General features: G+C 74.3%; 25 protein-coding genes. 12 read left to right on the top strand and 13 right to left on the bottom strand.

Annotated elements, in window-relative coordinates; all coding sequences use genetic code 11:
* Nucleotides 1-92: 92 nt before the first annotated feature.
* A complete protein-coding gene (locus ACFZB3_RS14955) occupies nucleotides 93-1,349 on the bottom strand; it encodes an FAD-dependent oxidoreductase (RefSeq protein WP_391375005.1) in 1,257 nt (418 codons plus the stop codon).
* Nucleotides 1,349-2,824, bottom strand: a complete 1,476-nt coding sequence (locus tag ACFZB3_RS14950; protein WP_391375002.1) for an ATP-grasp domain-containing protein — start codon at nucleotides 2,822-2,824, stop codon at nucleotides 1,349-1,351. Before ACFZB3_RS14950 ends, ACFZB3_RS14955 begins: the two co-directional genes overlap by 1 nt.
* Nucleotides 2,825-2,985: 161 nt before the next feature.
* On the opposite strand from ACFZB3_RS14950, the gene ACFZB3_RS14945 reads away from it, so the two are divergent.
* Complete coding sequence (locus tag ACFZB3_RS14945; protein ID WP_391374999.1) at nucleotides 2,986-4,320, top strand: glycosyl hydrolase; 1,335 nt, start codon at nucleotides 2,986-2,988, stop codon at nucleotides 4,318-4,320.
* Nucleotides 4,321-4,343: 23 nt separating this feature from the next.
* Here the strand turns inward: ACFZB3_RS14945 and ACFZB3_RS14940 are convergent, their stop codons facing one another.
* From ACFZB3_RS14940 to ACFZB3_RS14900, 9 genes are all read right to left on the bottom strand, one after another.
* Nucleotides 4,344-5,462: a GNAT family N-acetyltransferase gene (locus ACFZB3_RS14940; RefSeq protein WP_391374996.1), complete on the bottom strand. Its 1,119-nt coding sequence runs from the start codon at nucleotides 5,460-5,462 to the stop codon at nucleotides 4,344-4,346.
* Nucleotides 5,459-6,100, bottom strand: a complete 642-nt coding sequence (locus tag ACFZB3_RS14935) for a lipopolysaccharide biosynthesis protein (protein ID WP_391374993.1) — start codon at nucleotides 6,098-6,100, stop codon at nucleotides 5,459-5,461. Before ACFZB3_RS14935 ends, ACFZB3_RS14940 begins: the two co-directional genes overlap by 4 nt.
* Nucleotides 6,097-7,236 (bottom strand): glycosyltransferase, encoded by a 1,140-nt coding sequence (locus ACFZB3_RS14930; RefSeq protein ID WP_391374990.1) that lies wholly within the window; start codon nucleotides 7,234-7,236, stop codon nucleotides 6,097-6,099. The genes ACFZB3_RS14935 and ACFZB3_RS14930 overlap by 4 nt, the downstream gene beginning before the upstream one ends.
* Before the next feature lies 1 nt (nucleotide 7,237).
* On the bottom strand, nucleotides 7,238-7,927 hold the full coding sequence (locus ACFZB3_RS14925; RefSeq protein ID WP_391375807.1) for a polysaccharide deacetylase family protein: 690 nt from the start codon (nucleotides 7,925-7,927) through the stop codon (nucleotides 7,238-7,240).
* 85 nt (nucleotides 7,928-8,012) lie between these two features.
* Nucleotides 8,013-9,635, bottom strand: a complete 1,623-nt coding sequence (gene murJ, locus ACFZB3_RS14920) for a lipid II flippase MurJ (protein WP_391374987.1) — start codon at nucleotides 9,633-9,635, stop codon at nucleotides 8,013-8,015.
* Between the two features lie 92 nt (nucleotides 9,636-9,727).
* Nucleotides 9,728-11,038 carry an O-antigen ligase family protein gene (locus tag ACFZB3_RS14915; RefSeq protein ID WP_391374985.1) on the bottom strand — a complete coding sequence of 437 codons (1,311 nt, stop codon included), beginning with the start codon at nucleotides 11,036-11,038 and terminating at the stop codon, nucleotides 9,728-9,730.
* A 2-nt stretch (nucleotides 11,039-11,040) separates the two neighbouring features.
* A complete protein-coding gene (locus ACFZB3_RS14910; RefSeq protein WP_391374982.1) occupies nucleotides 11,041-12,462 on the bottom strand; it encodes an exopolysaccharide biosynthesis polyprenyl glycosylphosphotransferase in 1,422 nt (473 codons plus the stop codon).
* Entirely contained in the window at nucleotides 12,459-13,670 is a 1,212-nt protein-coding gene (locus ACFZB3_RS14905) for a glycosyltransferase (RefSeq protein WP_391374979.1), read from the bottom strand. The genes ACFZB3_RS14910 and ACFZB3_RS14905 overlap by 4 nt, the downstream gene beginning before the upstream one ends.
* 58 nt (nucleotides 13,671-13,728) lie before the next feature.
* The gene (locus tag ACFZB3_RS14900) at nucleotides 13,729-14,820 is read right to left on the bottom strand and encodes a DUF3344 domain-containing protein (RefSeq protein ID WP_391374977.1); all 1,092 of its coding nucleotides are present in this window, start codon (nucleotides 14,818-14,820) and stop codon (nucleotides 13,729-13,731) included.
* A gap of 268 nt (nucleotides 14,821-15,088) precedes the next feature.
* On the opposite strand from ACFZB3_RS14900, the gene ACFZB3_RS14895 reads away from it, so the two are divergent.
* The 7 genes from ACFZB3_RS14895 (at nucleotide 15,089) to ACFZB3_RS14865 (ending at nucleotide 19,310) form a co-directional block, all read left to right on the top strand.
* Nucleotides 15,089-15,328, top strand: a complete 240-nt coding sequence (locus ACFZB3_RS14895; RefSeq protein WP_391374974.1) for a chaplin family protein — start codon at nucleotides 15,089-15,091, stop codon at nucleotides 15,326-15,328.
* A gap of 254 nt (nucleotides 15,329-15,582) precedes the next feature.
* On the top strand, nucleotides 15,583-15,873 hold the full coding sequence (locus tag ACFZB3_RS14890; RefSeq protein WP_391374971.1) for a hypothetical protein: 291 nt from the start codon (nucleotides 15,583-15,585) through the stop codon (nucleotides 15,871-15,873).
* A gap of 131 nt (nucleotides 15,874-16,004) precedes the next feature.
* Nucleotides 16,005-16,505, top strand: a complete 501-nt coding sequence (locus ACFZB3_RS14885; RefSeq protein WP_391374969.1) for a DUF5949 family protein — start codon at nucleotides 16,005-16,007, stop codon at nucleotides 16,503-16,505.
* Nucleotides 16,505-17,089, top strand: a complete 585-nt coding sequence (locus ACFZB3_RS14880; RefSeq protein WP_391374966.1) for a vitamin K epoxide reductase family protein — start codon at nucleotides 16,505-16,507, stop codon at nucleotides 17,087-17,089. The genes ACFZB3_RS14885 and ACFZB3_RS14880 overlap by 1 nt, the downstream gene beginning before the upstream one ends.
* A gap of 215 nt (nucleotides 17,090-17,304) precedes the next feature.
* On the top strand, nucleotides 17,305-17,829 hold the full coding sequence (locus ACFZB3_RS14875) for a hypothetical protein (protein ID WP_391374964.1): 525 nt from the start codon (nucleotides 17,305-17,307) through the stop codon (nucleotides 17,827-17,829).
* Between the two features lie 124 nt (nucleotides 17,830-17,953).
* On the top strand, nucleotides 17,954-18,460 hold the full coding sequence (locus tag ACFZB3_RS14870; protein WP_391374961.1) for a tyrosinase family oxidase copper chaperone: 507 nt from the start codon (nucleotides 17,954-17,956) through the stop codon (nucleotides 18,458-18,460).
* Entirely contained in the window at nucleotides 18,444-19,310 is an 867-nt protein-coding gene (locus ACFZB3_RS14865) for a tyrosinase family protein (protein WP_391374959.1), read from the top strand. The genes ACFZB3_RS14870 and ACFZB3_RS14865 overlap by 17 nt, the downstream gene beginning before the upstream one ends.
* Nucleotides 19,311-19,378: 68 nt before the next feature.
* Here ACFZB3_RS14865 and ACFZB3_RS14860 read toward each other — a convergent pair whose 3' ends face one another.
* Nucleotides 19,379-19,663, bottom strand: a complete 285-nt coding sequence (locus ACFZB3_RS14860) for a chaplin family protein (RefSeq protein ID WP_391374957.1) — start codon at nucleotides 19,661-19,663, stop codon at nucleotides 19,379-19,381.
* 122 nt (nucleotides 19,664-19,785) lie between these two features.
* Nucleotides 19,786-20,757: an NAD(P)-dependent oxidoreductase gene (locus ACFZB3_RS14855; RefSeq protein ID WP_391374954.1), complete on the bottom strand. Its 972-nt coding sequence runs from the start codon at nucleotides 20,755-20,757 to the stop codon at nucleotides 19,786-19,788.
* 151 nt (nucleotides 20,758-20,908) lie between these two features.
* On the opposite strand from ACFZB3_RS14855, the gene ACFZB3_RS14850 reads away from it, so the two are divergent.
* The 4 genes from ACFZB3_RS14850 (at nucleotide 20,909) to ACFZB3_RS14835 (ending at nucleotide 25,101) form a co-directional block, all read left to right on the top strand.
* On the top strand, nucleotides 20,909-21,574 hold the full coding sequence (locus ACFZB3_RS14850) for a hemerythrin domain-containing protein (protein ID WP_391374951.1): 666 nt from the start codon (nucleotides 20,909-20,911) through the stop codon (nucleotides 21,572-21,574).
* A 59-nt stretch (nucleotides 21,575-21,633) separates the two neighbouring features.
* The gene (locus ACFZB3_RS14845) at nucleotides 21,634-23,103 is read left to right on the top strand and encodes a DHA2 family efflux MFS transporter permease subunit (RefSeq protein WP_391374948.1); all 1,470 of its coding nucleotides are present in this window, start codon (nucleotides 21,634-21,636) and stop codon (nucleotides 23,101-23,103) included.
* A 209-nt stretch (nucleotides 23,104-23,312) separates the two neighbouring features.
* Nucleotides 23,313-24,233, top strand: a complete 921-nt coding sequence (locus ACFZB3_RS14840; RefSeq protein WP_391375804.1) for a MarR family transcriptional regulator — start codon at nucleotides 23,313-23,315, stop codon at nucleotides 24,231-24,233.
* 190 nt (nucleotides 24,234-24,423) lie between these two features.
* Entirely contained in the window at nucleotides 24,424-25,101 is a 678-nt protein-coding gene (locus tag ACFZB3_RS14835; protein ID WP_391374945.1) for a TetR family transcriptional regulator, read from the top strand.
* Nucleotides 25,102-25,116 lie beyond the last annotated feature (15 nt).

The raw sequence follows: 25,116 nt of genomic DNA, 5'->3' as shown, positions 1-25,116 counted from the left end.
CGGGACGCCGATCCTTCGCATCCGCGTCCCGGGGCCGTCTCGTCCGCGCAGAAGCCGGGTGCCGGACACCCGAAGGGCCCGGCACCCGCCCGTCAGCTCCGCACCGTGTCCGGCGCGGACTCCCGGCGCCCGGCCGGGACGCCCCAGCCGGCCGGCCCCGAGCGCAGCCGCCGCCGTACCCCGCGCACCAGCGTCGGCGCGGTGAAGCCGGCGCCGTGCACGAAGCGCATCGCAGGACCGAAGCCCGCCGCCGTGATCAGACCGGCCATGAACAGCCCGGGATACGACGACTCGAAGTCCCGGCCCACCTCGGGCGCCCCGTCGGCCCCGGTCACCAGGGTCGTCCGCAGGTCGTCGGCGAGCAGCGCGAGCCGCCCCCGGGTCGCCCTGAACCCCGTCGCCGCGATGACGTGTTCGGTCTCCAGGGTGCCCACTCCGCCCCCGCGCACCGCGGTGTCCAGACATACCCCGCCCGCCGTCGCGCGCGCCGCCGTGATCTCGCGGCCGAGCAGCACCTCCACCCCGGACTCCACCCGCTCCCGCACCCACCAGGCACCGGCCGGCCCCAGCGCGCTCGCCGCGATCCGGGTCCGGGTCGGCTCGGCGAGCCGCCGGTACAGGCCGGGCCGCTCGGAGTAGAACCAGTTGCGCCAGCCGGGGCCGAGCCCGCTGTGCGGCGCGCGGACCGACTGCCACCAGGGGCGCTGCCAGGGCGGCGGCACCTCGTTCCAGGACAGCTCGTCCGCACGCACCAGCACCCGTACCCGGCTGCCCAGTTCGGCGAGGAGCGCGGCCGTCTCCAGGGCCGCCTGGCCGCCGCCGACCACCGTGACGTCCCGGCCCCGGAAGCGGTCCAGGTCGGCATGGTGGCTGCTGTGCGTGACCAGGTCGGGGGAGAGGCCGCGCACGGCGGCGGGGATCTCCACGAACGGCAGCACGCCGATGGCGAGGGCGACCGTCCGGCCGCGCAGGACCTCGCCGTCCGCCGTCGTCGCCTCGAAGCCGCCGGCCCGCGGCGCGATCCGGGTGACCGTGCGTTCGTCGACGGGCGGTGCGGCGTTGCGGGCGAACCACAGGCCGTACTCGGCGAACATCTCCAGCGGGATCGGCTGCCCGTGCCGGGCGGTCACGCCGCGGCCCGCGCAGTAGACCTCCAGCCGCCAGCGCGCCTCGGGGTCCGACAGGTTGGAGGCCCAGGGTTCGGACTTGAGGAACATCCCGCGGGGCATGTGGTCGCGCCAGGACGCCATCGGGCGGCCGAAGACCCGCACGTTCAGGCCCGCCGCCGCGGCGTGGGACGCGATGGACAGGCCGTACGGGCCCGCGCCCACCACCAGCAGGTCGTACATCAGCAGCTGCTCGCTTTCTCGTCGTCGGACCGGTCGGGCAGACCGGGGAGGCTGGGGACGCCGGGCGCGGCGGGGACACCGGCCACGCCGGTGAGGTCCTCGTCCCGGGCGGCCGGCACGAGGGGTTCCCCGGCCTGGGCGGTGGGCACGAGGGGTTCCCCGGACTGGGGGGCGGGTACGAGGGGTTCCCCGGACTGGGGGGCGGGTACGAGGGGTTCCCCGGACTGGGGGGCGGGCACGAGGGGTTCCCCGGCCTGGCGGACCACGGGCGCGTGCGGGTGCGGTGGCTGGACGGCGGTCCCGTCGCGCAGCCGGTCGAGGAGCCGGCCCGCCACGTGCCGGCCCCACAGCGCCCACATCGCGAGGCCCGGCCGCCGGTCGTCCGGCGCGGACCAGGCCAGCTCCCGCCCGCGCGGGGCCGGACGCAGCGCGCTCAGCGGCGCGTAGTTCTCCACCACGAACGCCCGCCCGGCCAGCGGCACCCCGTCCGGCAGCGGACGGTGGGTCAGGTCCAGGTGCAGGGCGCGTACGACGTCCAGGCCGGCGCTGTCGGTGAAGAGCCGGAACTGGGCGCCCGGACGGGGGTTGAAGTCGAGGAGGTGGTAGCGGCCGGTGCTGCCGCAGCGCCGGAAGTCCAGGTCGAAGATGCCCCGGAAGCCCAGCTCGCCGGTGAGCCGCTCGGCCAGCGCCTGGACCTGCGGGTTCGGCGTCCACAGGCCGACCGCGGTCAGTCCGGCACCGCGCGGCCAGGCCTGCTGCTTGCGGCCGGGGCCGCCCGCGCGCACCTGCCCGGTGCGGTCGGCGTAGCCGTGGAAGAACCAGTCGCGGTCCCGGCCCGGCGGCAGGAACTCCTGGAGCAGCAGCCTGCTGCCCGCCTCATCGCTGCGCAGGTACAGCTCCACCGCCTCCTGCGCCGAGCGCACCACGACCGTGCTGCGCAGCCCGGCGCCGGCCGGCAGCAGCCAGGGCCTGCTCCACTTGGCGATCACCGGCAGCCCGAGCCGCCGGACCGCCGCGGCGGCCTGCTCGGCGCTGTCCGGGACCAGGGTCGGCGGGTGCGGGATCCCGGCCGCCGCGCACACCTCGGCCAACTCGGCCTTGTCGGCGACGCGTTCGGGCAGCGTGCCGGGCTGCTGCGGGAGCAGGTAGGAGGGGGCGAGGTCGGCGCGGAGCCGGCCGGCCGCGATGGCGCTCGCGTCGTCCATCGGGATCAGCACCGCCGGACGGGCGATCCGCGCCGCCACCCGGCGCAGCACGGCGAGGATGTCGGCGGGCGACGCGCCCGGCGCCGGCGGCGGATGCAGCCGCCGCACGAAGCGGGACCTGCGGACCGGGCTGCCCGCGGTGTCGGCGACCACGTGGACCTCCACCCCGGCTCTGCCGAGCGAGCGCACGGCCCCCAAGGTGCCGTGGTGGAAGGGATTCCGGTCGATCCGCAGCAGAACCGCGGGGACCCGGATGTCTAGCAGCGACACGGACCATTTCCTTTTCGTCGGTTCACCCGTGCGGGCGTTCGGGGCACCCGAAAGCCGCAACCGCACTGGCGGAATTCATATTGATATGACTGAGTGTCAGTAACTGGCACTTCCTCAGGGGTGCTGCGAACGGACGAGTACCGGCGGAGAAAGGAGCAGGCATGGCCCCACAGCTGCGAAAGCGGACGCGGCCCCGGTGGTATCGGGCGGCCGTGGCCGCGGCGGCCGTCGTCGCCGCCTCGGCGATGCTGGCGACCGGCCCGGGATTCGCCGCGGGTGCGGGGGCGGCGCGGACCACCGGCCCGCCGGCTCCGGCACCGGCGACAGCCGTCCCGACGCCCACGACGTCCGTCCCGGCATCGGCGGCACCCCTGCCGAGCCCGGCCGCCGACGCACCGGCCGTCGGCGCGGCGGCCAAGGCGATGCCCCCGGCCTTCGGTGCGTTCCTCGACTCCGGCCCGCTCGGCGTCGCCCGCATGGCCCAGCTGAGCAGCTGGCTCGGCGGCACCGAGCTCAAGATCGCGCACACGTATCTGCCCGGAAACCGCTGGGCCGACATCGAGGGCGCCCCCGGTTTCCTGGACGTCTGGGCGCACTGGCGACGGGAGAAGGCCGACCGGACGCTCGTCCTCAACGTGCCCATGCAGGAGCGCAACGAGGAGGGCGTCGGGGACGACGAGGTCCGCTCGCTGCTGCGGCAGGGCGCGGCCGGAGAGTTCGATCACCACTTCCGGGCCCTGGCCGAGCGGCTGGTGGAACTGCGGGTCCCGGACACGGTCATCGTGCTCGGCTGGGAGATGAACGGCATTACCTACACCCATCGTTGCGGGCCGGACCCGGAGGCCTGGAAGGCGTACTGGAAAAGGATCGTCACCACCATGCGCGCGGTGCCGGGCCAGAAATTCCGGTTCGACTTCACGCCGAGCCGGGGCCGCGACGCCGTTCCGTGGACGCAGTGCTATCCGGGGGACGACACGGTCGACATCATCGGCATGGACTCGTACGACCAGCCGAGCGGGCTTTCCTTCGACCAACAGGTCCGGGAGCCCTACGGACTTCAGCAGCACGTCGATTTCGCGAAGGCCCACGGAAAACCCATCTCCTATCCGGAATGGGGTCTCTTCCGCAACGGTGACAACGCCGAGTACATGCGGCGGATGCTCGCCTGGATGGACGAGCACAAGCCGCTGTACAACACGCTGACCGACTACTGCCCGCACGGTGTCTGGCAGTGCTCGGTCAACCCGCTCTCCGCGCACGTCTACCGCGAGGCCCTCTTCGGCCGCACCGAAACCGTGACGCCGGCCCCGACGACCACCACGACACCCGGGCCGACACCTTCCCCGACGCCGTCCCCGACCCCGTCGCCGGACATCCCGGCCCCGAGCCCGGCCGTCACACCGAGTGCCACGCCCGGTTCCCTCTGCACGTCGATGGACCTGGGTGCCTGGATCCAGTACTGGCTCGGCGGGCGGCTCTGCTTCAGCCTCGACTGACCGACGGGTACGCCCGGCACCCCCTACTCCTGCCGGCGTTCCTTCCACCGTTGCCGCACCTCCCTGATCCGCTGCCGGGCGGCGACGTCGCACAGCGCCGCCGTCAGCAGCGGGGCGGTGCGCCGCCGGGCCAGCAGCAGCCGCTGGTTGACGACCGGCCGGGGCCGCCAGTGGTGCTTGTACGGCTCGTCGCCGCGCAGCAGGCTCAGCGCGCCCCGCTCACCGGTGCCGGTGTGCTGGGCGCAGGCGTCCAGCAGCATCACCGCCACGTCCGCCTTGCGCTCCCGCAGCCGGGGGTGCGCCCCGTACAGATAGCCGCCGGCGAGACTCGGCGACAGCAGGGTCAGGTCGACGGCGACCACCTCGTCGTCGAGCCGGAACTCGGTGACCACCGCGTCCCCGGACCGCACCATCGGCCCCACCGAGCGCACCAGATGCTCCTGGAACCGGGACTGGAGGTGCTCGGTGGTCACCTTCCGCCCCTGCCACTGGAGCCGGTGCAGGTCGAGGAGGCGGTGCAGCGCCGCGTCCACCCCGTCGGGCGGCACGACGTCCCGGCGCACCCCGAGCGAGCCCAGCTTGCGCAGTTTCGCGCGCACCCGCTGGGCCTTGCCGGACGGCAGCCGCCCGACCAGCTCGTCCATCGGCACGGCCGGCAGTTCCAGGCAGACCGAGTCCGGCACCTTCCGGCACGGTCCGCGCCAGCGGTCGTAGACCCGCTCCGCCGCGCCGCCCGGACGCACCTCGCGGAAGTCGATCAGCGCCGTCCGGGCCGCCTCGGCCAGCTCCCGGGTGAGGGCGCCCGCCACCCGGCCGTCGTCGGCGTCGGCGAGCAGCACGTCCGCGTAGTCCGAGATCGCCCCGCCGAGCGGCACCAGCGTGGGCAGCGGCCGGTGCACCAGGGTCAGCGGGGCCGCGCCGACCAGCTCACCGCCGTAGCGGACCAGGACGAGGCGGAGCCGGCCGGGGGTGCCGTAGGAGCGCCACCAGGAGTGCAGCCAGGCGTGGCTCTGGAACGGGGTGGCCGTGCCGCACCGCCGGTACAGGCGGCCCCAGGCCGGGGCCAGCTCGGCGAAGGCGCCCTCGTCGGTGACGAGTTCGGTGGTGTACGCCGCGAGCGTCGGGTGGGCCGTCGTCGTCACAGCTGTCCGTGTACGTCGGCGGCGACGGCCGGACCGGGCACCGAGGCCTGGAAGGGGGGCTCCTCCACCCGGCGCCGGGGCCGGACCAGGAGCACCAGACCGCCCAGCAGCCCGCCCGCGCTCGCGCCCACCAGGCCGGTCACCTTCGAGGACGCGGAGGTCGGCGTGGTCGGCTTCGGCGCCCGGGAGAACTGGAGGAGTTCGACGTTCGTGTCGCTCTTGGTGTCGTTGGCGTGCTGGATGAGCGAGCGGGCCACCGCGTTCGCCATGTCGGTGGCCTGGAGGGCGTGCGGCGAGGTGGCCGAGACGGCGACCATCGGCGCGTCCGGCGAGGTCTCCGTCTGCACACTGTCCTGCAGCGTCCTCAGCGGCACCCCGGCCCACATCTGCGCGTCCCCGAGCACCGCGAGCTGGGTGGCGACCCGGCCGTAGGCTTGCGCGAACCCCTGCGCGGAGGCGGTGTCGGACTTGTCGGCGGTGACGGCGACGACGTAGGCGGTGGCCGTGTAGCTGGGCGGCGTCAGCACGCCGTAGGCGCCGCCCAGCAGCCCGCCGGCCAGCACCCCGGCCGCCAGCAGCGACCAGGGCGGGATGGCGCGCGGGAACGGGCGGGGCGCTCGGACGGTGTTCTCGGTCATGGCGTACTGGCTCCCTGAGGTGTGGTGGCGAGTGCGGCCGCGTAGACGTCCATGAGCTGGGCGGCGCTGCGGGTGATGCAGTAGTGACGGGCGGCGTCCGGCACACCGCGCGGGCCGGGCCCGGCGGCACGGGCGGCGGCCAGCGCCTCGGCGTAGGCGGCGGCGCCGCCCGTGACACGGCGGGCGCCCGGCGCGGCGGCGGGCGGCAGGTCCTCGACGGCCGGGCAGGAGCTGTAGAGCACGGGCAGTCCGGTGGCCAGCGCCTCGACGACCGCGAGCCCGAACGCCTCCTCGGCGCAGGGCGAGGCGAACACGTCCATGGCGGAGGTGAGGGCGGGGAGGTCGGGGTCCTGCGCGCTGTCGGAGGCGTAGGGCCGCTCGCCGGCGAACAGCACCCGGTCGGTGACCCCGGCCTCCTGCGCGGTGCGGCGCAGGGCGTCCTCCTCCGGGCCGCCGCCCACCAGCAGCAGCCTGCAGTCGGCGGGGAGGCGGGCGAGGGCCTCGACCAGGACGCCGAACCGCTTGCCGGGCGCCAGCCGTCCGACGGCACCGACCACCCAGGCGTCCTGCGGGATGCCGAGGCGGTCGCGGACGGCCCTGCGCCGGGCGGGGTCGAAGCGGAACCGGTCCAGGTCGATGCCGTTCGGGACGACCTCGATCCGCGGGCCCGGCACCCCCCACCGGCGCAGCCGCTCGGCGACGGTCGGCGAGACGGCCACCGTGGACCGCCCGAGCCGCTCACCCGCCAGGTACAACGCCCGTACCCCCGGGGTCAGTTCACGCCCTTCCATCTGCGAGTCGCCGAGCGAGTGCTCGGTGGCGACGACGGCCCGCACCCCCGCGAGGCGCGCGGCGATCCGGCCGTAGAGACAGGCCCGGTAGAGGTGGGTGTGGACGAGGTCGTAGCGGCCCCGGCGGATCAGCCGGACCAGGCGGGGCAGCGCGGCCAGGTCCCGGTTCCCCGCCATCCCCAGGTGGACCACCCGCACCCCGTCCGCGGCCAGCCCGTCCGCGACCGGCCCCGGGTTGGTGAGCGTGACGACGTCGCAGGAGACCGGCAGGTGCCGCAGCAGCAGCCGCAGCTGCTGCTCCGCGCCGCCGGTCCCGAGGCCCGTGATGACGTGCAGGGCCCTCATCTCACAGCCCCTCGACGGGACGGCGGCGCAACCGGTGCAGCCGGTACTTCAGGAAGAGGCGCGCGGCGTGGTCGTTCTGCCCGATGTGCACGCGGGGCAGGGCGTGCGGGCCGTTCAGCGGGCCCGGGTCGATGGCGCAGGCGTAGCCGTACCCGGCGTCCCGTACGGCGTCGACGGCCCGCTGGTCGACGGTGCCGTACGGGTAGCAGAAGCCCTCGACGGGGGCCTGGACCAGCTCCTCCAGCCGCGTCCGGCTGTCGGCGGTCTCGGCCCGCAGGGTCTCCGCGTCGGCCTTCGTCAGGTCGACGTGGGTGAGCCCGTGGGACCCGATCTCCACCCCGCTCCGGGCCGCCCGCCGGACGCCGTCGGCGGTCAGCAGCGGCTTGCGCGGGCCCAGCGGGTCCCAGGCGTTGTCGCCGCCGAGCCGCCCGGGCAGCACGAAGAGGGTGGCGCCGCAGCCCCAGCGGTCGAGGAGGGGCAGGGCGTGGTCGAGGAAGTCGGCGTACCCGTCGTCGAAGGTCAGCGCCACCAGCCGGCGCCCCTCGCCGCGGGCCCGGGCGGCGAGCAGCCCGGCGACCGACACCCCGCGCAGCCCCCGCCGACGCAGCCAGCCCAGCTGCTTCTCCAGACGCGCGGGGGTGACGGTGATCCGGTACGGGTCGTCGGAACAGTCGCCCACGGAGTGGTACATGGCGACCCAGGGGACCGGGCCGGTGCCCCGTCCGGCCCTCGCGGCGGACTCGGCGGTGGACTCGGCGGTGGACTCGGCGGTGGACTCAGTGGAAGACGGCATGGGCGAGCCTTCGGGTGACGGTGCCTACGGAACGGAGTGCGGGTGCGAAGCCCTGGGCGTCCAGGGCCCAGCCGAGCAGGACGAAGACGACGGTGACGGCCGTGGTGCCGGCGGCCAGCGCGGTGAGCGGGTCCGCCGGCTGAGCGGCGGCGAAGATCCCGACGGCGGTCGCGACGACCGCCGCCCGCACCGGCCGGCTCAGCTCGACGAGCACCGGCCGGGTACGGATCGGGACGCTGCGCGCGCCCATGCCGGCCAGCAGGAGCACGGCGGTGGCGGTGATGCCGGTGGCGTTGGCCGCGGCGATGCCGGTGACACCGTACGAGCCGACCGTCAGGGCGCCGATCCAGGAGGTCACCACGATCCCGGCGGCCATGGCGCCCACCGGGTACCAGGTGGCGCGGCCCGCCGAGAAGTAGGAGCGGACCAGCACCCCGACCAGGGTCTGCCCGAGCAGCCCGAGCGCGTAGACGCGCATCACCCCGGCCGTGGCGGCGGTGTCCGCGGCGGTGAACGCCCCGCGCTGGAACAGCAGGCGGATGAGCTGCGGCGCACAGGCCAGGACCACGGCGGTGCCGAGCAGCACCACGCTCGCGGCCACCGACAGATCCCGCTCCACCCGGCTCCGGGCCCGTTCGGTGTCGCCCTCGGCCAGCGCCCGCGCCACCACCGGGAAGGTGACCGTGCACAGCATCATCGACATGGTCATCGGGATCTGCGCGACCTTCTGCGCGTAGTTCAGGTGCGAGATGGCCCCGGAGTGCAGGTGCGAGGCGAGGAACCGCTCGATCAGCACCTGCGACTGCCGGCACAGCGCGAACAGCAGCACGGTGGCCATCAGCGCCACGTTCAGGGGCCGCTCCTCGGTGCCGGCCGCGCCCTCCTCCGGCGCCTTCGGCCTGTGCCGCAGCTGCTTCAGCAGCGACGGAGCCTGCACGACGACCATCAGGGCGCCCCCGGCCGCCACCCCGAACGCCGCCGACCGCACGCCCCAGTGGCCGCCGAGCGCGAACATCGCCGCGATGATGCCGGCGTTGTAGGCGACGTAGATCGCGGCGGGCGCGAGGAAGCGCCGGTGCGCGCGGAGGGCGGCGCTGCAGTACCCGGCCAGCCCGAAGGTCAGCACACAGGTGGCGGTGAGCCGGGTGCAGCCGACGGCCAGCGCGGGGTCCCGGAGCCCGGGCGCGAGCACCTCGACGAGCTGCGGGGCACCGCCGATCAGCAGGGCGCCGGCGCCGGCGAAGGCCAGGGCCAGCTTGGGCAGCGTCCCGGTGACGAGGGCCCGGACGGGATCGCCGGGTGCCCCCTGCGCCCGGCGGGCGAGGGCCAGGCTGAAGGCGGGAACCAGCGCGAAGGCCAGCCCGTCCTCGATGAGCAGCGTCGCCGCGAACTCGGGCACGGTCCACGCGACGAGAAACGCGTCGGTGTCCCGCCCGGCCCCGAACAGCCGCGCGAGGGACTGGTCGCGGATCAGCCCGAGCAGCGAACCGAGCACGGAGAAGGCGGCGGTACCCAGAGCGGCCTTGGCGAGGAATCCGCGAGTGGGGGGCGCCCCTTCGGCTCCGGTGTCGTCAGGGCCCTGTTCGGGGGTGCGGGGCTGCGGCATGTGCGGCTCGGCCGCGGGGGCGCGACCAGCCGCATCGGACCCGCAGTCGGCATCCGGACCTTCCAGCCCCGAAGCCCGGGAAGGCGTCACCGTCACCGCGCCGCAGCCTCTTCGTCCCGCTCCGCCCCCACCAACGCCCACCAGGCCACCGCCCCGAACACCACCGCCGTGAGAACCGTCGACGGCCCCCCGATGTCCCCGTACGCGAAGTCCACCAGCTGCCACACCAGCAGCCCGCACCCCGTCAGCGCGCAGTCGAGACCGGCCTCGCCCCGCACCCGCCACAGCCCCCGCAGCCCGCACGCCAGCAGCGCCAGCCAGCTGCCGCCCAGCGCCAGCAGCCCGAGCAGCCCCTGCTCGCTGAGGACCAGCAGGTACATGTTGTGCGGCGACAGCAGCGGCTGCTTCCGGTACGCCGCCCCCGCGCCCTCCGTGTCGCTCCCGGACGACAGTGCCAGCGAGGCGTGCGAGTCCCGGTAGGCGGGGAAGTTCTTCAGGCCCACGCCGGTCACCGGGTGCTCCCGCCACATCCCCGTCGCCGCCGCCCACAGGGTGTACCGGTCGACCACCGACTGGTCCGGTGCGTCCGTGACCTGCCCGATGCTGCTGAGCCGCTCCTGGAGCATGGCCGTACCGACCCCGAAGCCGCCCACCAGCACCACACCGGCCGCGACCGCGACCGCCGCCACCTTCAGCGCCCGCCGCAGCCCGGCCAGGGCGAGCTGCACCCCGCAGGTCAGGACCGTCGCGATCCAGGCGCCCCGGCTGAAGGAGACGGCCAGCGGCAGCAGCAGCCCGAGCGCGCACGCCCCCGCCGCCACCCGCTGCCGTACCGGCGTCCGCCCCAGCGTCAGACCGACCGCGCACACCAGGCCGAAGGAGACGACGGTGGCCATCCCCATCACGTCCTGCGGCCCGAACGTGCCGACCGCGCGGATCTCCTCGCCCTGGTACGACGCCCCGGTCCCGGTGACGTACTGGTGCACCCCGACCGCGCCCTGCCAGACCGCGAGCCCCACGAACGACCAGGCGAGCAGCCGGAAGTCGGCGCGGTCCCGGACCAGCAGCACGACGGCGCCGGGGACCAGGACGAACACCTGGAGGTAGCGGCCGAGGCCGGTCACCCCGGCGCCCGGCGAGGCCGCGCCCATCGCCGCGACGGCCAGCCCCACGACCGGCAGGCCGAGCACCGCCACGGCGGTGGCGGACAGCGGGCGCCGCCGCTCCCGCAGCGTGCGCAGCGCCGCGTACAGCACCACAAGGGCAGACACCGCGTCCGCCGGTCCGGCCCCGCTCTCCTCGCCGCCGGGGGCGAGCGGCAGCGCGAGAACCGCGAGCACGGCGACCGCGGCCAGCACCGGCGGCAGCCGCAGCGGCCTGGCCGGTGTCAGTGCGAAGCTCATTCTCAGCTCCCCGTCGAGCGCACGAGCGCGGCCGCGGTGCGCAGCAGGATGCAGACGTCCTGCCACAGCGACCAGTTGTCGATGTAGGCGTTGTCGAAGCGGGCCCGGTCCTCGATGGAGGTGTCGCCGCGCAGCCCGTTGATCTGGGCGAGTCCGGTGATGCCGGTCTGCATCCGGTGGCGGGCCGCGTAGCCCGGGTAGGTCTGGCTGAACTGGCCGACGAAGTAAGGCCGTTCGGGGCGCGGGCCGACCAGGCTCATGTCGCCCCAGAGCACGTTCCACAGCTGCAGCAGCTCGTCCAGCGACGTCTGGCGCAGGAAGCGGCAGAAGCGGCTCATCTTGATCTCGCCGGCCACGCTCCAGCGGGTGGCGGCCTCGTGCTCGTCGACCGGGCGGTGGGTGCGCAGCTTCAGCAGGGTGAAGGGGCGGCCGTTCCTGCCGATCCGCTCCTGCCGGAAGACGACTCCCGGCCCGTCGGTGATCCGCAGCACGGTCGCGCAGACCAGCAGCAGCGGTCCGGCCAGGACCAGCGCCGCCCCGGAGACGGCGATGTCCAGGACCCGCTTGCCGATGCTGCCGCGCCGCCGCGAGCCCATCTCCAGCCGGCGGCAGGAGAACCCGGCGAGCTGGTCGCGCATCTCGTACGCCGGTGAGTCCGCGTCGACCTCCCACACCACGCAGCCCGACTCGGCCAGCGCCCGCAGCAGCGGGCCCTGTTCGGTACGGACGGCGGGGTCGACGGTGAGGACGGCCCGGACCCCGTTCTGGATGAGGGCCCGCTGGACCTCCTCGCCGGTGGTCAGCACGGGCAGGCCCTCGGCGCCCGCGGGGTGTTCGGCGACGACGCCGACCGGGCGCACTCCGCAGCCCGGGTGGCGCAGCACGGCGGCGGCGACCCGCTGGGCGGTGGCGGCCGGGCCGATGACCAGGGCGGCGCGCGGCCGGCGCAGCAGGGCGAGGCGGCGGCGCCAGTGCACCAGGCCGCGGCCCGCGCCGGCGGCCGCCGCGTGCAGGGCGAAGCCGAGGAGCAGGACACGGCCGGTCAGCGCCCGGTCCGGGTCCCAGGCGGCGACGGCTGCGGCCAGCCCCAGCCAGACGACGGCGATCCGGCCGCAGACGGCGGGGAGTTCGTCCAGGATCCCGGTCATCCGCCGGATGGTCAGCGGGCGCAGCAGTATCGCCCCGGCCACCAGCAGACCGATCAGGACCGGCCGGCGGACGGCCTCGTCGAGCGCGGCCGCGCCGAGCAGCGCGGCACACAGGTCGGCGGCGAGCAGCGGCACCGGGGAGGCGGGCCGTACCGGCGGCCGCCGCAGCGGGAACCGGAAGCCGCCGGCGGTGCGCGGCGGCAGGACGGAGACGGGCGAGAGTCCGTGGTCCCGGGGCTGAGCGCCGGGGGAGGGGACGGTGCTTTCCGCGGTCACGAGTGGATGGACTCCCTGCGCTCGAAGGACACCAGTGGCCGCCCGTCGAGGAGTTCGCGGTACAGCTCCGCGACCGCCTCCGCCGTGCGCCGCACATCGTGCGTGGACAGGACGTGCCGGCGCCCCTGGCCGCCGAGCGAGGTGCGCAGCTCCGGGTCGAGGAGCAGTGCGGCGACGGCCCCGGCCAGCGCGCCCGGCCGGCCGGGCGGGACCAGGCAGTGCGCCGCGTGGCCGGGCGGCAGGCTCTCGCGGGCGCCGTCGACATCGGTGACCAGCACCGGCCGTCCGCAGGCCAGCGCCTCCAGCGGGGAGAGCGCCATGCCCTCCCAGCGGGACGGCAGCACCACCAGGTCGGCGGCCCGGTACCAGGGGCGGACATCCGCGACGGAGCCCGCGAACTCGACGGGGGCGGAGGCGGAGACGGCGGCGGCGAGCCGGCGCAGCTCGTCCCGGTCGGGTCCGTCGCCGACCAGCGCCAGCCGGGCGTCCGGCACCCGGCGCAGCACCTCGGGCCAGGCCCGCAGCAGCACGTCCTGGCCCTTCTGCCGGCACAGCCGCCCGACACAGACGACCAGGGGCGCCCCCGCGGGCCGCCCGCCCGGGGCGTCCGGGGTGCCCGGGCCGGTCGGGGCGGTCTGGGCGTGCGGGACGGCCGGGACGGTCGGGGTGAAGTGCTCGGTGTCGATGCCGTTCGGGACGACCGTGTACCGGGCGCGGATCCCGGCGTGCACGCCGGTCGTGCGCTCGGCCTCGCTGACGCACACCACCCGGTGCGCCCAGCGCGCGCCCCACCGCTCCCACCGCAGCGCCAGCGCGGCGGTGGTGCCGCCGACGGCCTCGAAGGACCAGGCGTGCGGCTGGAAGAGGGTCGGGACGCGGCCGCGTACGGCGAGCCGTCCGGCGAGGCCCGCCTTCGCGCTGTGCGCGTGCAGCAGCGCCGGCCGTACCTCGTCGAGCAGCCGCCCGAGGCGGCGTACCTCGTCCGGGAGACCGGCGCCCGGGGAGCGGTCGGCGCGCCACCCGCGCACCTCGGCGCCCAGCTCCCGCGCGCGCTCCGCCAGTTCACCACCGGGGCAGGCCACCGTGACCCGCAGACCGGCCGTGAGCTGGGCCTTCGTCAGGTCCAGGACGACCCGGGCCACTCCGCCCTCGACGGGCTGCGCCAGGTGGAGGACCCGTGGCCGAGGGTCGGTGGCTGATCGGTGCATACGCGGATTCCTCGCTCACGGGGGGCGCGCTCGGGACTGCGGGCGGGAACGCGGCGTACTACTGCGCGTCCACGGCGGCGAAGAGCGCGCCCGCCCACGCCGCGTCGCGCTGGGAAACGAGCCGGAAGGTCAGCTGGTCACCGCCCTGGGCGAGACCGGTACCTAGATCGAACACATCCGAGTCGTAGCCGAGCGTGTTGGCGTACGCGGGCTCACGCCGGGCGCGTACCGGGCCGGGTTCGTTGATCGTGGAGTTGAGTACGTCGTCGGCCGGGTCGGCGGAGTCCTGGAGCGGGACGGGTGCGTGCCCGGCGGTGGTGTAGGTGAGCGAGTCGCCGGTACCGCCCCGGTCGCCGTTGTAGGCCACCAGGCCTACCAGGGCGTCGGCGCCACGCGGGGCGTGTAGCCCGTTCAGCCGTACCTCGGCCGGCGTGTCGAGGGAGCCGAAGCCGTCCCAGAGGGAGAGTGTGCGCAGCGGCTGCGCCGGGTCCTCGTACGCCACGACCAGCGTCCAGCCGCCCCAGGCACCGGCCGCGGACCGTCCGGCGGCCGCGTTCACCTGGCCGACCGTCCACAGTCCGGATCCGCTGGAGCGGACCAGCGCGGTCACGTCCGCCGAGGCCTGGAAGGCGTCCGCGCCGCGGCCCGTACGGTGGCCCACGACCGTGTCGGCGAGCAACTCCTTGTAGGCGCCGCCGGGTTCGGCGATCAGCACCCGCCCGTTGTCCGCGGCCGGCTTCTGCTCGCCGGCCAGCAGGTTGCCGCCCCAGTACAGCCGCGCGTACGTCACCCGGCAGCCCTCCGGCAGCCGGAGTTCGGCGCGGGAGGAGTTGTACGTGCCGGGGTCGTCGTCGACGTCGACGTAGAACATGTCGAAGTCCCCGTTCACCGCCGGGAGTTGTCCCTCCCGCGCGGCCGGGCAGAGCGGTTCGGACAGTTCGCCGGGCGTCGTGCGGCAGCTGACGGACGCGTTGGCCGCGCGGGCGAAACCGCCGTGCAGCACCGCGTGGTAGCGCTCGGCGAAGGGGATGCGCGGAGCCTCGGGGGCGGGTGGAGCCGTCGCCCGGGCGGTGCCCGGTGCCCAGACCGAGGCGAGGACGAGCGCGCTTGCCGACGCACGGCGCAGCAGCGGGCCCAGGGTATTGCGCATGACCGGCTTCGTTCTTTCAGGGAGGCGGGGGCGGGGAGACAGGGACACGGGATGAGTGCGATGTGATGCCAATACGGGTAAGTCGGGAGGTTCGAAACTCTAGTCGCTATCCGTATTAATCCGTCAAAACCGTGCAAGTGTGTCGGAGTCGTGAAGGCGCCTCCCCGGAGATCACCCCTTTGGCGGCACAACCCGGGGCGGTGCCACGCGTTGACACAGCGCTGGGCATCCGCCCGAATGTTTGTTTCGACCCCAAGGAGACCTCTCCATGTCGCGTATCGCGAAGGGCCTGGTCCTGTCCACCGCCGCCGTCGCGGCCGTCGCCGGCGGTGCCGGTGTGGCTGCCGCCGACAGCGGTGCGAACGCCGCCGCCGCCCACTCCCCGGGTGTGCTGTCGGGCAACGTGATCGAGGTTCCGATCCACGTGCCGCTCAACGTCTGCGGCGACACCATCGACGTGATCGGCCTGCTGAACCCCGGCTTCGGCAACACCTGCGTCAGCGACTGACGCACCGTCTGTTCCCTTCGGCCGGCCGTCCGCCCGCGCACCCCGCGGGCGGACGGCCGGTCCGCGTTTTCCGGCCCCCTGCCTTTCCGGCCTCCCGTCTTTCCGGGATCTCGTCTTTCCGGGATCTCGTGTTTCCGGGATCTCATATGTCTTCCGGAAACGGGGTTTCCGGCCCGCAGGGACGTCGTTGGACATGTCGTCGGAATTTCCCCGGGTGGCTTGCGTTGCCGAAAGCCGCCGAAGAAAGGAACAAGATGAAGTCGCTGAAGGCCGTCGCCGTCGCCGCCGGTTCCGTGGCTCTCGTCGGCGTCGCCGCGCCCGCGTTCGCCTACAACACCGCCGACCTCACGCCCACCAGCCTCAACGGCGCCGTGAACACGATCACCAAGGACGGCCTGGACCTCAACCAGGCGATGCCGCTGCGGCACCAGTCGAACGCGCTCGACACCGAGAACAAGCGCTCCCCGCTCAACACGGTCAAGACCGCCGCCGCCGCCCTCAACCAGCACAACCCGCTGCTGGGCGGCTTGCCGCTGCAGAGCTGAGCCGGGACGGTCCGGGAGCGTCCGGGGGACACCGGGGGGTGTCCCTCGTTCGTGTGGCCCGGCCGGTGGGCGTCCGCCGGTCGGGTGAGCGGGCACCCGGTCGGCGCACGGCCCGTCGATAGGGTCGCGCGGTGACCTCAACCCCAAGCGAAACCCGCCCGTTCCGTCTCGCCGACCTCGGCACCCTCGTCGTGCTCGCCTGGAGCGGCGAGGCCCCCGACGGCAGCGACATGCCCTACCTGCTGGCCTACTCCCTCGGTGACGCCGCGGGCGGTCCCGGGGCCACCGCGACCGCGATCGAGGCGCTGCTCGCCACCCACGGGCTGCAGGTCGGCGGCGACCTCGTCGACGGCACCGCCCGGCCCAGCCTGCCCGTCACCCTGCTCGTCGAGGCCGGCCAGGCCGTGCTCAGCCTGGCCCCCCTCAACGCCCAGTGCCCCGCGCCCGCGGAGTGGCTCGCCGCGGTCGGCGAACGCGGCTACGCCTACCTGGTGTTCACCACCCGCCCGTGGCCCGAGGGCGAGCCCGGCAAGCCCGTCACCCCCGAGGCGCTGAGGGACTTCGCCGGAGCCGAGGAGACCCTGACGGCCGCCGCGCACGTCGTCCTGCCGGCCCGCAGTCTGCGCGGCTGATGGCCGAGGCCGCGGGCGCCGGGCGGGGGTTCGCGCTGCTGACGGTGATCACGGGGGCGGCCGGGCTGCTGGCCTCCTGGGTCATCACCCTCGACAAGTTCAAGCTGCTGGAGAACCCGCACTTCGTGCCCGGGTGCAGCCTCAACCCGGTGGTGTCCTGCGGCAGCGTGATGAAGAGCGCCCAGGCCTCCGCGTTCGGGTTCCCCAACCCGATGCTGGGCCTGGTGGCCTACGCCGTCGTGATCTGCGTCGGCACCAGCCTGCTGGCCGGCGCCCGCTTCCCCGCCTGGTACTGGCTGGCCTTCGACGCCGGCTGCGCCTTCGGCATCGGCTTCGTGTCCTGGCTGCAGTTCCAGTCGCTGTACCGGATCGGCGCGCTGTGCCTGTGGTGCTGCCTGGCCTGGGTCGCCACCATCGTCCTGTTCTGGTACGTCACCTCCTTCGCCGTACGCCGTCGCTACCTGCCCGCGCCGCGCCCGCTGCGGGACTTCCTCGACGAGTTCACCTGGGTGCCGCCGGTCCTGCACACCGGGATCGTCGGCATGCTGATCCTGACCCGATGGTGGGACTTCTGGACCAGCTGAACAACTGAAAAACCGAACAGCCGAATTCGGAAATTCCGGATTGCCGATCAGCTGAATGATGACCAGCTGAACAGTTATCAGCTGACGAGTGACCAGTGGACTGGTGAACAGCCGACTAATGCGGCACCCGGGCGAATTGTGAACTGATGCCGATTCCGGCTCGTTACCCGGTACGGACGTCGCTCCTCTCGCAGCCCGAAAGGCCCGTACCTGACATGAAGCCGACCACCCGAGGAACCCTTGCCGTCGTCGTCGCGGGCGTAGCCGTCGCCGTGGGCGCCGCTGCCGCCACGCCCGCCGCCGCGGCCGGCGGGGTCCCTGTCCCCGTGCCCCTGGACGGCGTCGAGAAGTCCCTCGGCGTGCAGATGCCCAAGCTCGGCATGGAACTGCCGCTGCTGATCCCCGGCGTCCCCGAGGGCCCCCGCTATGTCGAGGGCCGGCTCGTCCCGGAGGGGGCGCTGCCGCAGGTGCCGCTGAACGGCCAGCTGCCCGGCGTCGGCCTCGCTCTGCCGCTCCCGCGCGCCCTCGGCGCGGGCTTCGACCACGTCGGCGTCGACATCCCCGCCTCCGACCTGCGCACCCTCACTCCCGGCCTGGCCCTGGACGTGCCCCTGAGCGCGCCCGACCCGCAGCACTACGGCGTGCCGCACCTGAAGATGCCCGAGGTCGGGGTGCTCGCCCCGGTCCTGCAGACGGTCGTCGGCGGCGACCTGGGCGCCGGCCCCGGCCCCGGCAAGTAACCCTCCGCGCGGTAGGGCCCTTTCGCCCCGTTCCCGCCCCGGACGGCAGTGCGGCGGTGACCGGGCGCCCCCTCGGACGGTTACCGGTACCGACAGTGGTCGGTGAACCGTACGAGGAGTGGGCATGGTCGTCGGAGTCGGTGGTGTGGCGGTGGGCGCGGAGCCGGGAGCCGGCCGGCCGGGCAGAGCGGCGGCGGGCAGACCGACGCGGCGCGAGGCGGCCCGGGGGCTGTTCGCCTCCGTGGTCGCCCTGGCGTTCGCCCCGGTCGTCGCCGCCTCCCGCCCGTCGCTCCCGGCAGGCGGGCCGTCGGGCGGGCCTGCGGACACGTCCTTCGACGAGACCTACCGGGGCCGCCGCATCCGGGGCGCGCTCGTCCCGGACGCGCGGCGGGCCGCCGACGACGGCGAGTGGCAGGTCACCGTGGACGGCCGGCCGCTGCATCTGATGCGGCGGGCCGACGGCACCTGGCTCAGCATGGTCGACCACTACAGCTCGTACCCGACCCCGCTGGCGGCGACCCGCGGGGCCGTCGACGAGATGGGGCCGGGGCAGCGGCTGCGCGATCCGGCGCCCGGTCCGGCGGGCGGGGGACACCTGCACATGGGGGGAGACCATGGCGTACGTGCGTAAGGACATCAGCAGGCTGACGGCCGCCGAGCGGGGGCGGCTGGTGAAGGCGTTCCTGGAGGTCAAACGGCGGGGCGAGTACGACGAATTCGTGCGGACGCACATCGACTACTACACCCCCGACGGCGAGGACGGACTGCGCGCCGCCCACATGGCGCCCTCCTTCCTGCCCTGGCACCGCCGCTTCCTGCTCGACCTGGAGCAGGCCCTGCGCCGGGTGGACGGCTCGGTGACGGTGCCGTACTGGGACTGGACGAGGGACCGTTCGGCCTCCGGTGCGCCGTGGACGAAGGACCTGCTCGGCGGCAACGGCCGGGCCCGCGACCAGCAGGTGATGACCGGGCCCTTCGCCTATGCGGCGGGGCACTGGACCATCACGGAGGGCATCACCGACGGCGAGTTCCTCGCCCGGGACCTGGGCCGGGCCCGCGACCCGATCGACCTGCCCACCAGCGCCGAACTCGACCGGGCGCTGGCCGACCCCGCCTACGACGTCCCGCCGTGGGACTCGACGGTCACCCGGGGTTTCCGCAACCGGCTGGAGGGCTGGGGGACCGGCAGCGGCAAGACGTCCTGGCACAACCACAACCGGGTGCACCGCTGGGTCGGCGGGGCGATGCTCGGCGGCGCCTCCGTCAACGACCCCGTCTTCTGGTTCCACCACGCCTTCGTCGACCTCCAGTGGGAGCGCTGGAAGTCCCGGCACCGCGGGCAGCACTATCTGCCGGCGAGGCCGCCGGGCCCCGGCGACCCGCAGCGCGACCGGATCGTCGCCCGGGGCGGGAAGCTGCCGCCGTGGGACGTCACCCCCGAGTCGCTGGAGGACGTGAGCCGGATCTACCGGTACGCCTGAACCGGCCCCGGACACGGGAGGAGCCCCGGCGCCCAGGGCGCCGGGGCTCCTCCTCCGCGGGCGGTGGCTCAGGAGCCGTAGCCGCCGTTCTTGCCGTCACCGGCCTTGAGGTGGCCTTCGTTGGCGCAGGTGGCGCCGAACGCGGGGTTCAGCAGACCGATCACGTCGATGGTGTCGCCGCACACGTTCACCGGGATGTTGACCGGAACCTCGATGACGTTGCCGGACACCACGCCCGGCGAGCTGACGGCCTCGCCGTTGGCACCCGCGTCGGCCAGGGCCAGGCCGGCCCCACCGATCACCACAGCGCCGGTGCCGAGGGCTACGACGGCGGCCTTCGCGATGCGAGACATCACGTTCTCCTTCTTGTTGCTCGGGGAGTGCGGCGGCAGGACCAGCCGCCGCACTTCCCTTTCAACGCCCCGACCTGCGGCTGGTCACGCCGATCACCGGACGATCACTCCAAGGGCCGGAGTCAGGACGCCCCCTGAGGCAGCCGCCGTACCGGGGCGCCCGCCAGGTAGGCCCGGATGTCCTCCACGGCCTGGCCGTAGTACGTCGTGTAGTTGGCGTAGGAGACGTAGCCGAGGTGCGGGGTGGCCAGCAGCCGGGGCGCGGTGCGCATCGGGTGGCCGGCGGGCAGCGGCTCGATGTCGAAGACGTCGACACCGGCGCCCGCGATCCGGCCCTCGTGCAGCGCGGCGAGCAGCGCGTCCTGGTCCACGATCGCCGCGCGGGAGGTGTTGACGAGGTAGGCGGTGGGCTTGAGGAGGGCGAGTTCGGCGGCGCCGAGCAGTCCCCGGGTGCGGTCGCCGAGCGCCAGATGGACGGAGACGAAGTCGCCGGCGGCGAGCAGGTCCTCCTTGCTCGGCGCGAGTTCGACGCCGACCTCCGCCGCGCGCTCCTCGGTGAGGTGCTGGCTCCAGGCGCTCACGTGCATGCCGAAGGCGAGCCCGACCTGTGCGACCTTGCTCCCGATCTTCCCGAGCCCGAGCAGTCCGAGCCGGCGTCCGTGCAGGTCGGCGCCGACGGTGGACTGCCAGGGTCCGCCGCCGCGCACCGCCGTGCTCTCCCCGACCAGCCCGCGGGCCAGTCCCAGCAGCAGCGCCCAGGTCAGCTCGACCGGCGGCGTCGAGGAACTCTCCGTACCGCACACCGTGATCCCGTGCGCCTCGGCGGCCGCGTAGTCGATGACGCTGTTGCGCATCCCGGAGGCGATCAGGAGACGGAGCCGGGGCAGCCGCCCGAGCAGCGAGCCGGGAAAGGCGACGCGCTCGCGCAGGGTGACGACGATGTCGAACGGGGCGAGGGCCGCGACGAGTTCGTCCTCGCCGCCGAGATGCTCCCGCAGGGAGACGACCTCGACCTGACCGGAGAGGGAGGCCCAGTCCCCGAACTCCGCGGCCACTCCCTGGAAGTCGTCGAGTACCGCACAACGAAGAACCATTGCTGCACAGTACCGGCCACTCCGGCGCGCCCCTGGCAAATGATTCCAAGCTTGATGGTTGGGAGACTGCTAGTTGGAGGATTGATAGATAAGCAAGTTGACGATACTCTCTCGGTACCGAAGCGGCAGTGACGCAGTGAGGGAGAGAGCCATGAGCCAGGACTTCAAGAACCTCGACATGACGATGATGTTCGCGATCCACGACGCGCTCCGCCGCGAGCTGGAGCGGATCGCCCGGATCACCGCGCGGGTCGACGAGGACCCCCGGCACGTACTGAGCACCGCGGTCGGCTGGGAGCTCTTCAAGAAGTTCCTGACCGTCCACCACACCTCCGAGGACGTGCGGATCTGGCCGGTCATGGAGGCGGCGCTGGCCGGCCGGGACTCCGAACTGGCCCTGCTCGCCGACATGGAGGCCGAGCACGGCGTCATCGACCCGCTGCTCGCCGACATCGACGCGGCCCTCGCCGACCGCGACTCCGGCCTGGAGCGCCTGACCGGCCTGACCGACACCCTCTGCACCGAGCTGGGCGCCCACCTCGACCACGAGGAGCGGGACGCCCTGCGGCTGATGGACATCACGCTCTCCCCGGAGCAGTGGGCGGCCTTCGCCGGCGAGCAGCGCACCCGGATCGGCGACGACTCCGCCCGCTACCTGCCCTGGCTGCTCGACGACATCGACGCCGCCAAGGCCGCCAAGCTCCTCGGCAACATGCCCGAACCACTGCGCAAGGCCTACGGGAGCGACTGGCGCAAGGCCTACGAGGACCTCGGCATCTGGACCCCGAGGACCGCCTCCGCCGCCACCGGCCGCTGACCGGATCCCGACGGCTCGGCCCGACACCCCCGACCCTGAGACAGACACGGAGACATCCCATGTCGCTGCAAGACCGCACTCAGGCCGTCCCCGAGGCCGCGGCCCCGCCGCAGCAGGACGGCAGGCCCGGACTCGCGTTACTCGTGATAGCCGCGGCCCAGCTCATGCTCGTCCTCGACAACACGATCGTCGCCGTCGCCCTGCCGAGCATGCAGAGCGCCCTCGGGCTCGGCGAGTCCGGCCTCGGCTGGGTCGTCACCGCCTACGCCCTGGCCTTCGGCGGTCTGCTGCTGGCCGGCGGCCGCGCCGGCGACCTCTTCGGCCGCCGCCGGGTCTTCCGCACCGGACTGGTCCTGTTCACCGCCGCCTCGCTGCTCGGCGGCCTCGCCCGGAGCGGCGAACTGCTCATCGCCGCCCGGGCGATCCAGGGCGCGGGCGCCGCCATCGCCGCCCCCACCGCCCTGTCCCTGCTGGCCACCAGCTTCCCGGCCGGCCCCGCCCGCACCAAGGCGCTCGGTGTCTACGGCGCGATGGGCGGCCTCGGCTCGGTCGTCGGCCTGCTCCTCGGCGGCGCGCTCACCGAGTACCTGAGCTGGCGCTGGGTGATGTTCGTGAACATCCCGATCGCCCTGGCCGTCCTGTTCGGCACCGGCGTCCTCGTCGAGAGCGAGCGCGAACGCGGCAGGGTCGACGTGCCCGGCGCGCTCACCGCCACCCTCGGCTTCGGCTCGCTCGTCTACGCCGTCAACCGCGCCGGCGACAAGGGCTTCGGCGACGGCGTCACCCTGATCGGCCTGGGCGCCGCACTCGCCCTGATCCTCGCCTTCGTCCTCGTCCAGCGCGCGAGCCGGACGCCGATGATCCCGCGCGGGGTGCTCGCCGACAGGAGCCGCGTCGGCGCCAACCTGATCATGTTCCTGGTCGGCGCGGGCATGCTCGCCACCTTCTACTTCCTGACCCTCTACATGCAGCTCGTCAAGGGCTACGCCCCGATGGTCACCGGCGTCGCCTACCTGCCCTTCGCCCTCGGCATGGGCATCGCGGCCGGCGGCCTCGGCCCGCAGCTGCTCGCCAGGCTGCCCGAGCGCGACGTGACCGCCCTCGGCCTGCTGACCGGCACCGCCGGCATGGTCTGGTTCAGCTTCGTCGAGCCCGGCCAGAACCCGTGGGCCGCGCTGCTGCCGGCCCAGCTGGTCGCCGGTCTCGGCCTCGGCACGGTCTTCGTGGCCGTCACCGTCGTCAGCGTCCGCGGGGTCGCCCCGCAGGCCACCGGCGCCGCCTCCGGCCTGGTCAACACCGCCCAGCAGATCGGCGGCGCCCTCGGCCTCGCCGCCCTCGCGGCGGCGGCCACCGCCGTCACGCACCACGAGCTGCCGGACAGCGTCCCGCACGCCCTCACCACCGGCTACTCGTACGGGTTCCTGCTCGGCGGCGGTCTCTACCTGCTGGCCCTGGTGGTGGCCCTGGCCACCCTCCCGGGCACCCGCCCCCGGCAGCAGGACGCCGGGCACCCGCCCGCCGCCCGGTGACCGACACCGGCGGCCCCGCCCCGGCCATTCCGGGCGGGGCCGCCGGTTCCGCGGTGCCGGTGCCCGTGTCTGTGCCCGTGTCCGTGCGGATATGGATGCGGTGCCGGTGCCGGTGCCGGTGCCGGTACCGGTACTGGTCGGGGAGCCGTCGATATACTCGGGCAGGAGGTGCTGACTTGCGGTACGAGAGCGACGACGATCGCGGCCCGGTGACCCGGACCGAGCAGACCGCTGAGGTCCCCGGAGTCCTCCCGGACGCGCTCACCGACTTCATCGGCTACCTCCTGCGCCGCGTCCACGCGCAGTTCGCCGCCACCGACGACGGCCGCGACAGCGACCCCCGCGACTTCCTGGTCCTCGACGCGCTCACCGGCCGCGACTGGGAGTCCCAGCTCGACCTCGCCGAGCGGCTCGGCATCAACCGCACCATCATGGTCGGCGTCATCGACCGGCTGGAGGCCCGCGACGAGGTCCGGCGCACCCGCAACCCCGACAACCGGCGCCAGTACGTGCTCTCCCTGACCGACAAGGGGCGCGAGGCCGTCGAGGCCAGCCGGCGGGCGGTCGCCGAGCGGGACGCCCGGCTCACCGCCGTACTGACGGACGAGGAGACCGCGCGGCTCGACGAACTGCTCGGCCGGCTGCTGCCCGAGTCGGCGCAACCGCTCGTGCAGGGCACCGAGTACCTGGTCGGACAGGCCCACCACCGGCTGCGCAGGCACGGCGACGACAAGCTGGCCGGCACCGGTCTGAGGGTGCGTCACTACGGTCCGCTGTCCGCCCTCGACGCCCTCGGGCCCGTCGCCCAGCAGCGGCTCGCCGAACTGCTCGCCATCACCGGGCCCGCTGCCTCCCAGCTCGTCGACGAACTCGTCAAACAGGGCCTGGTACGCCGCGGCCGCGACCCGCACGACCGGCGCCGCTACGCCCTCGAAGTGACCGATCCCGGCCGTGAGCAGCTCGGTGTCGTGGCCCGGGCCGTCGCGGGACTCGCCGCGGACGTCTCCGCCATGCTCGGCCCCGGCGGCGAGGAGGAACTGCGGGAACTGCTGCTGAAACTCCTCGCCCCCACGCATTCCGGTCCGGCATTCGCCGAGCACCCCAGGTCATCCGTCTCCGCCGGGGGCTGACCTCCGGCGCCGGGCCCGGGCCGGGCCGGGCCGAGTGTCCGGTGGACGCCTCCGGATTCCGCTCCGTTTCCGCTCCGTGTTCGTCGGCACGGTCGCCTCCCCGACCGCTGACAACGTTATCCGCGGTCCCGGACCGCCCGTGCCAGAATGAGGGCGCCCGTCGTCCGTCCGGTCTTCATCGAGGTTGTCCGTGTCCCAGCCCGTCGGCCGCGTGCCGCAGCGTCGCAACGCACGGTCCAACCGGGCGCGGATCCTGGCCACCGCCCGCCAGGAACTCGGCCGGAACCCCGACGTCACCCTGGAGGAACTGGCCCGCGCCTCCGGCGTCGTACGGCGCACGCTCTTCGGGCACTTCCCGGGGCGGGCCGCGCTCCTGGAGGCGCTGGCCGAGGAGGCCGCCGAGACGCTCCAGGCCGCCGTGGCGCGGGGAGCGGAGCCGGCGGAGCCGGCCGACCGGGCCCTCGCGCGCTTCTCCCTGTCGATGTGGCCGGTGGGCGACCGCTACCGGATGCTGCTGGCCCTCGCCCACCGGGACCTGGGCGCGGAGCGCGTCGCCGGGGTCCTCCGGCCCGCCCGGGTCCGGGCCACGGCCATCGTGGAGCGCGGCCAGCGGGACGGCGTCTTCCACCCCCACCTCCCGCCCGCGGTGCTCAGCGCCGCCCTGGAGGGCATGACCATCGCCCTGCTGGAGGAGGTCAACACCGGGACGTTCGAGGACGACGGCACCCGTACGGCCGTCGCCTCGCTCATCGCGGCCGGCGTCCCGGAGGAGCGGGCCCGTACCGTGGTCGCCGAGGTCGCCGCCGAGGTCGTGGGGGAGGATCCGGCCGAGGCCGTCCCCGAGGACGGGGATCCCGCCGGGGGCTGAGCCGCGCGCCCCCGC

This window comes from Streptomyces sp. NPDC008092, from assembly GCF_042957285.1.
Taxonomy (GTDB): domain Bacteria; phylum Actinomycetota; class Actinomycetes; order Streptomycetales; family Streptomycetaceae; genus Streptomyces.
The sequence above is the reverse complement of the archived record's forward strand: the minus strand, read 5'-3'. Positions and strand labels throughout refer to the sequence as shown.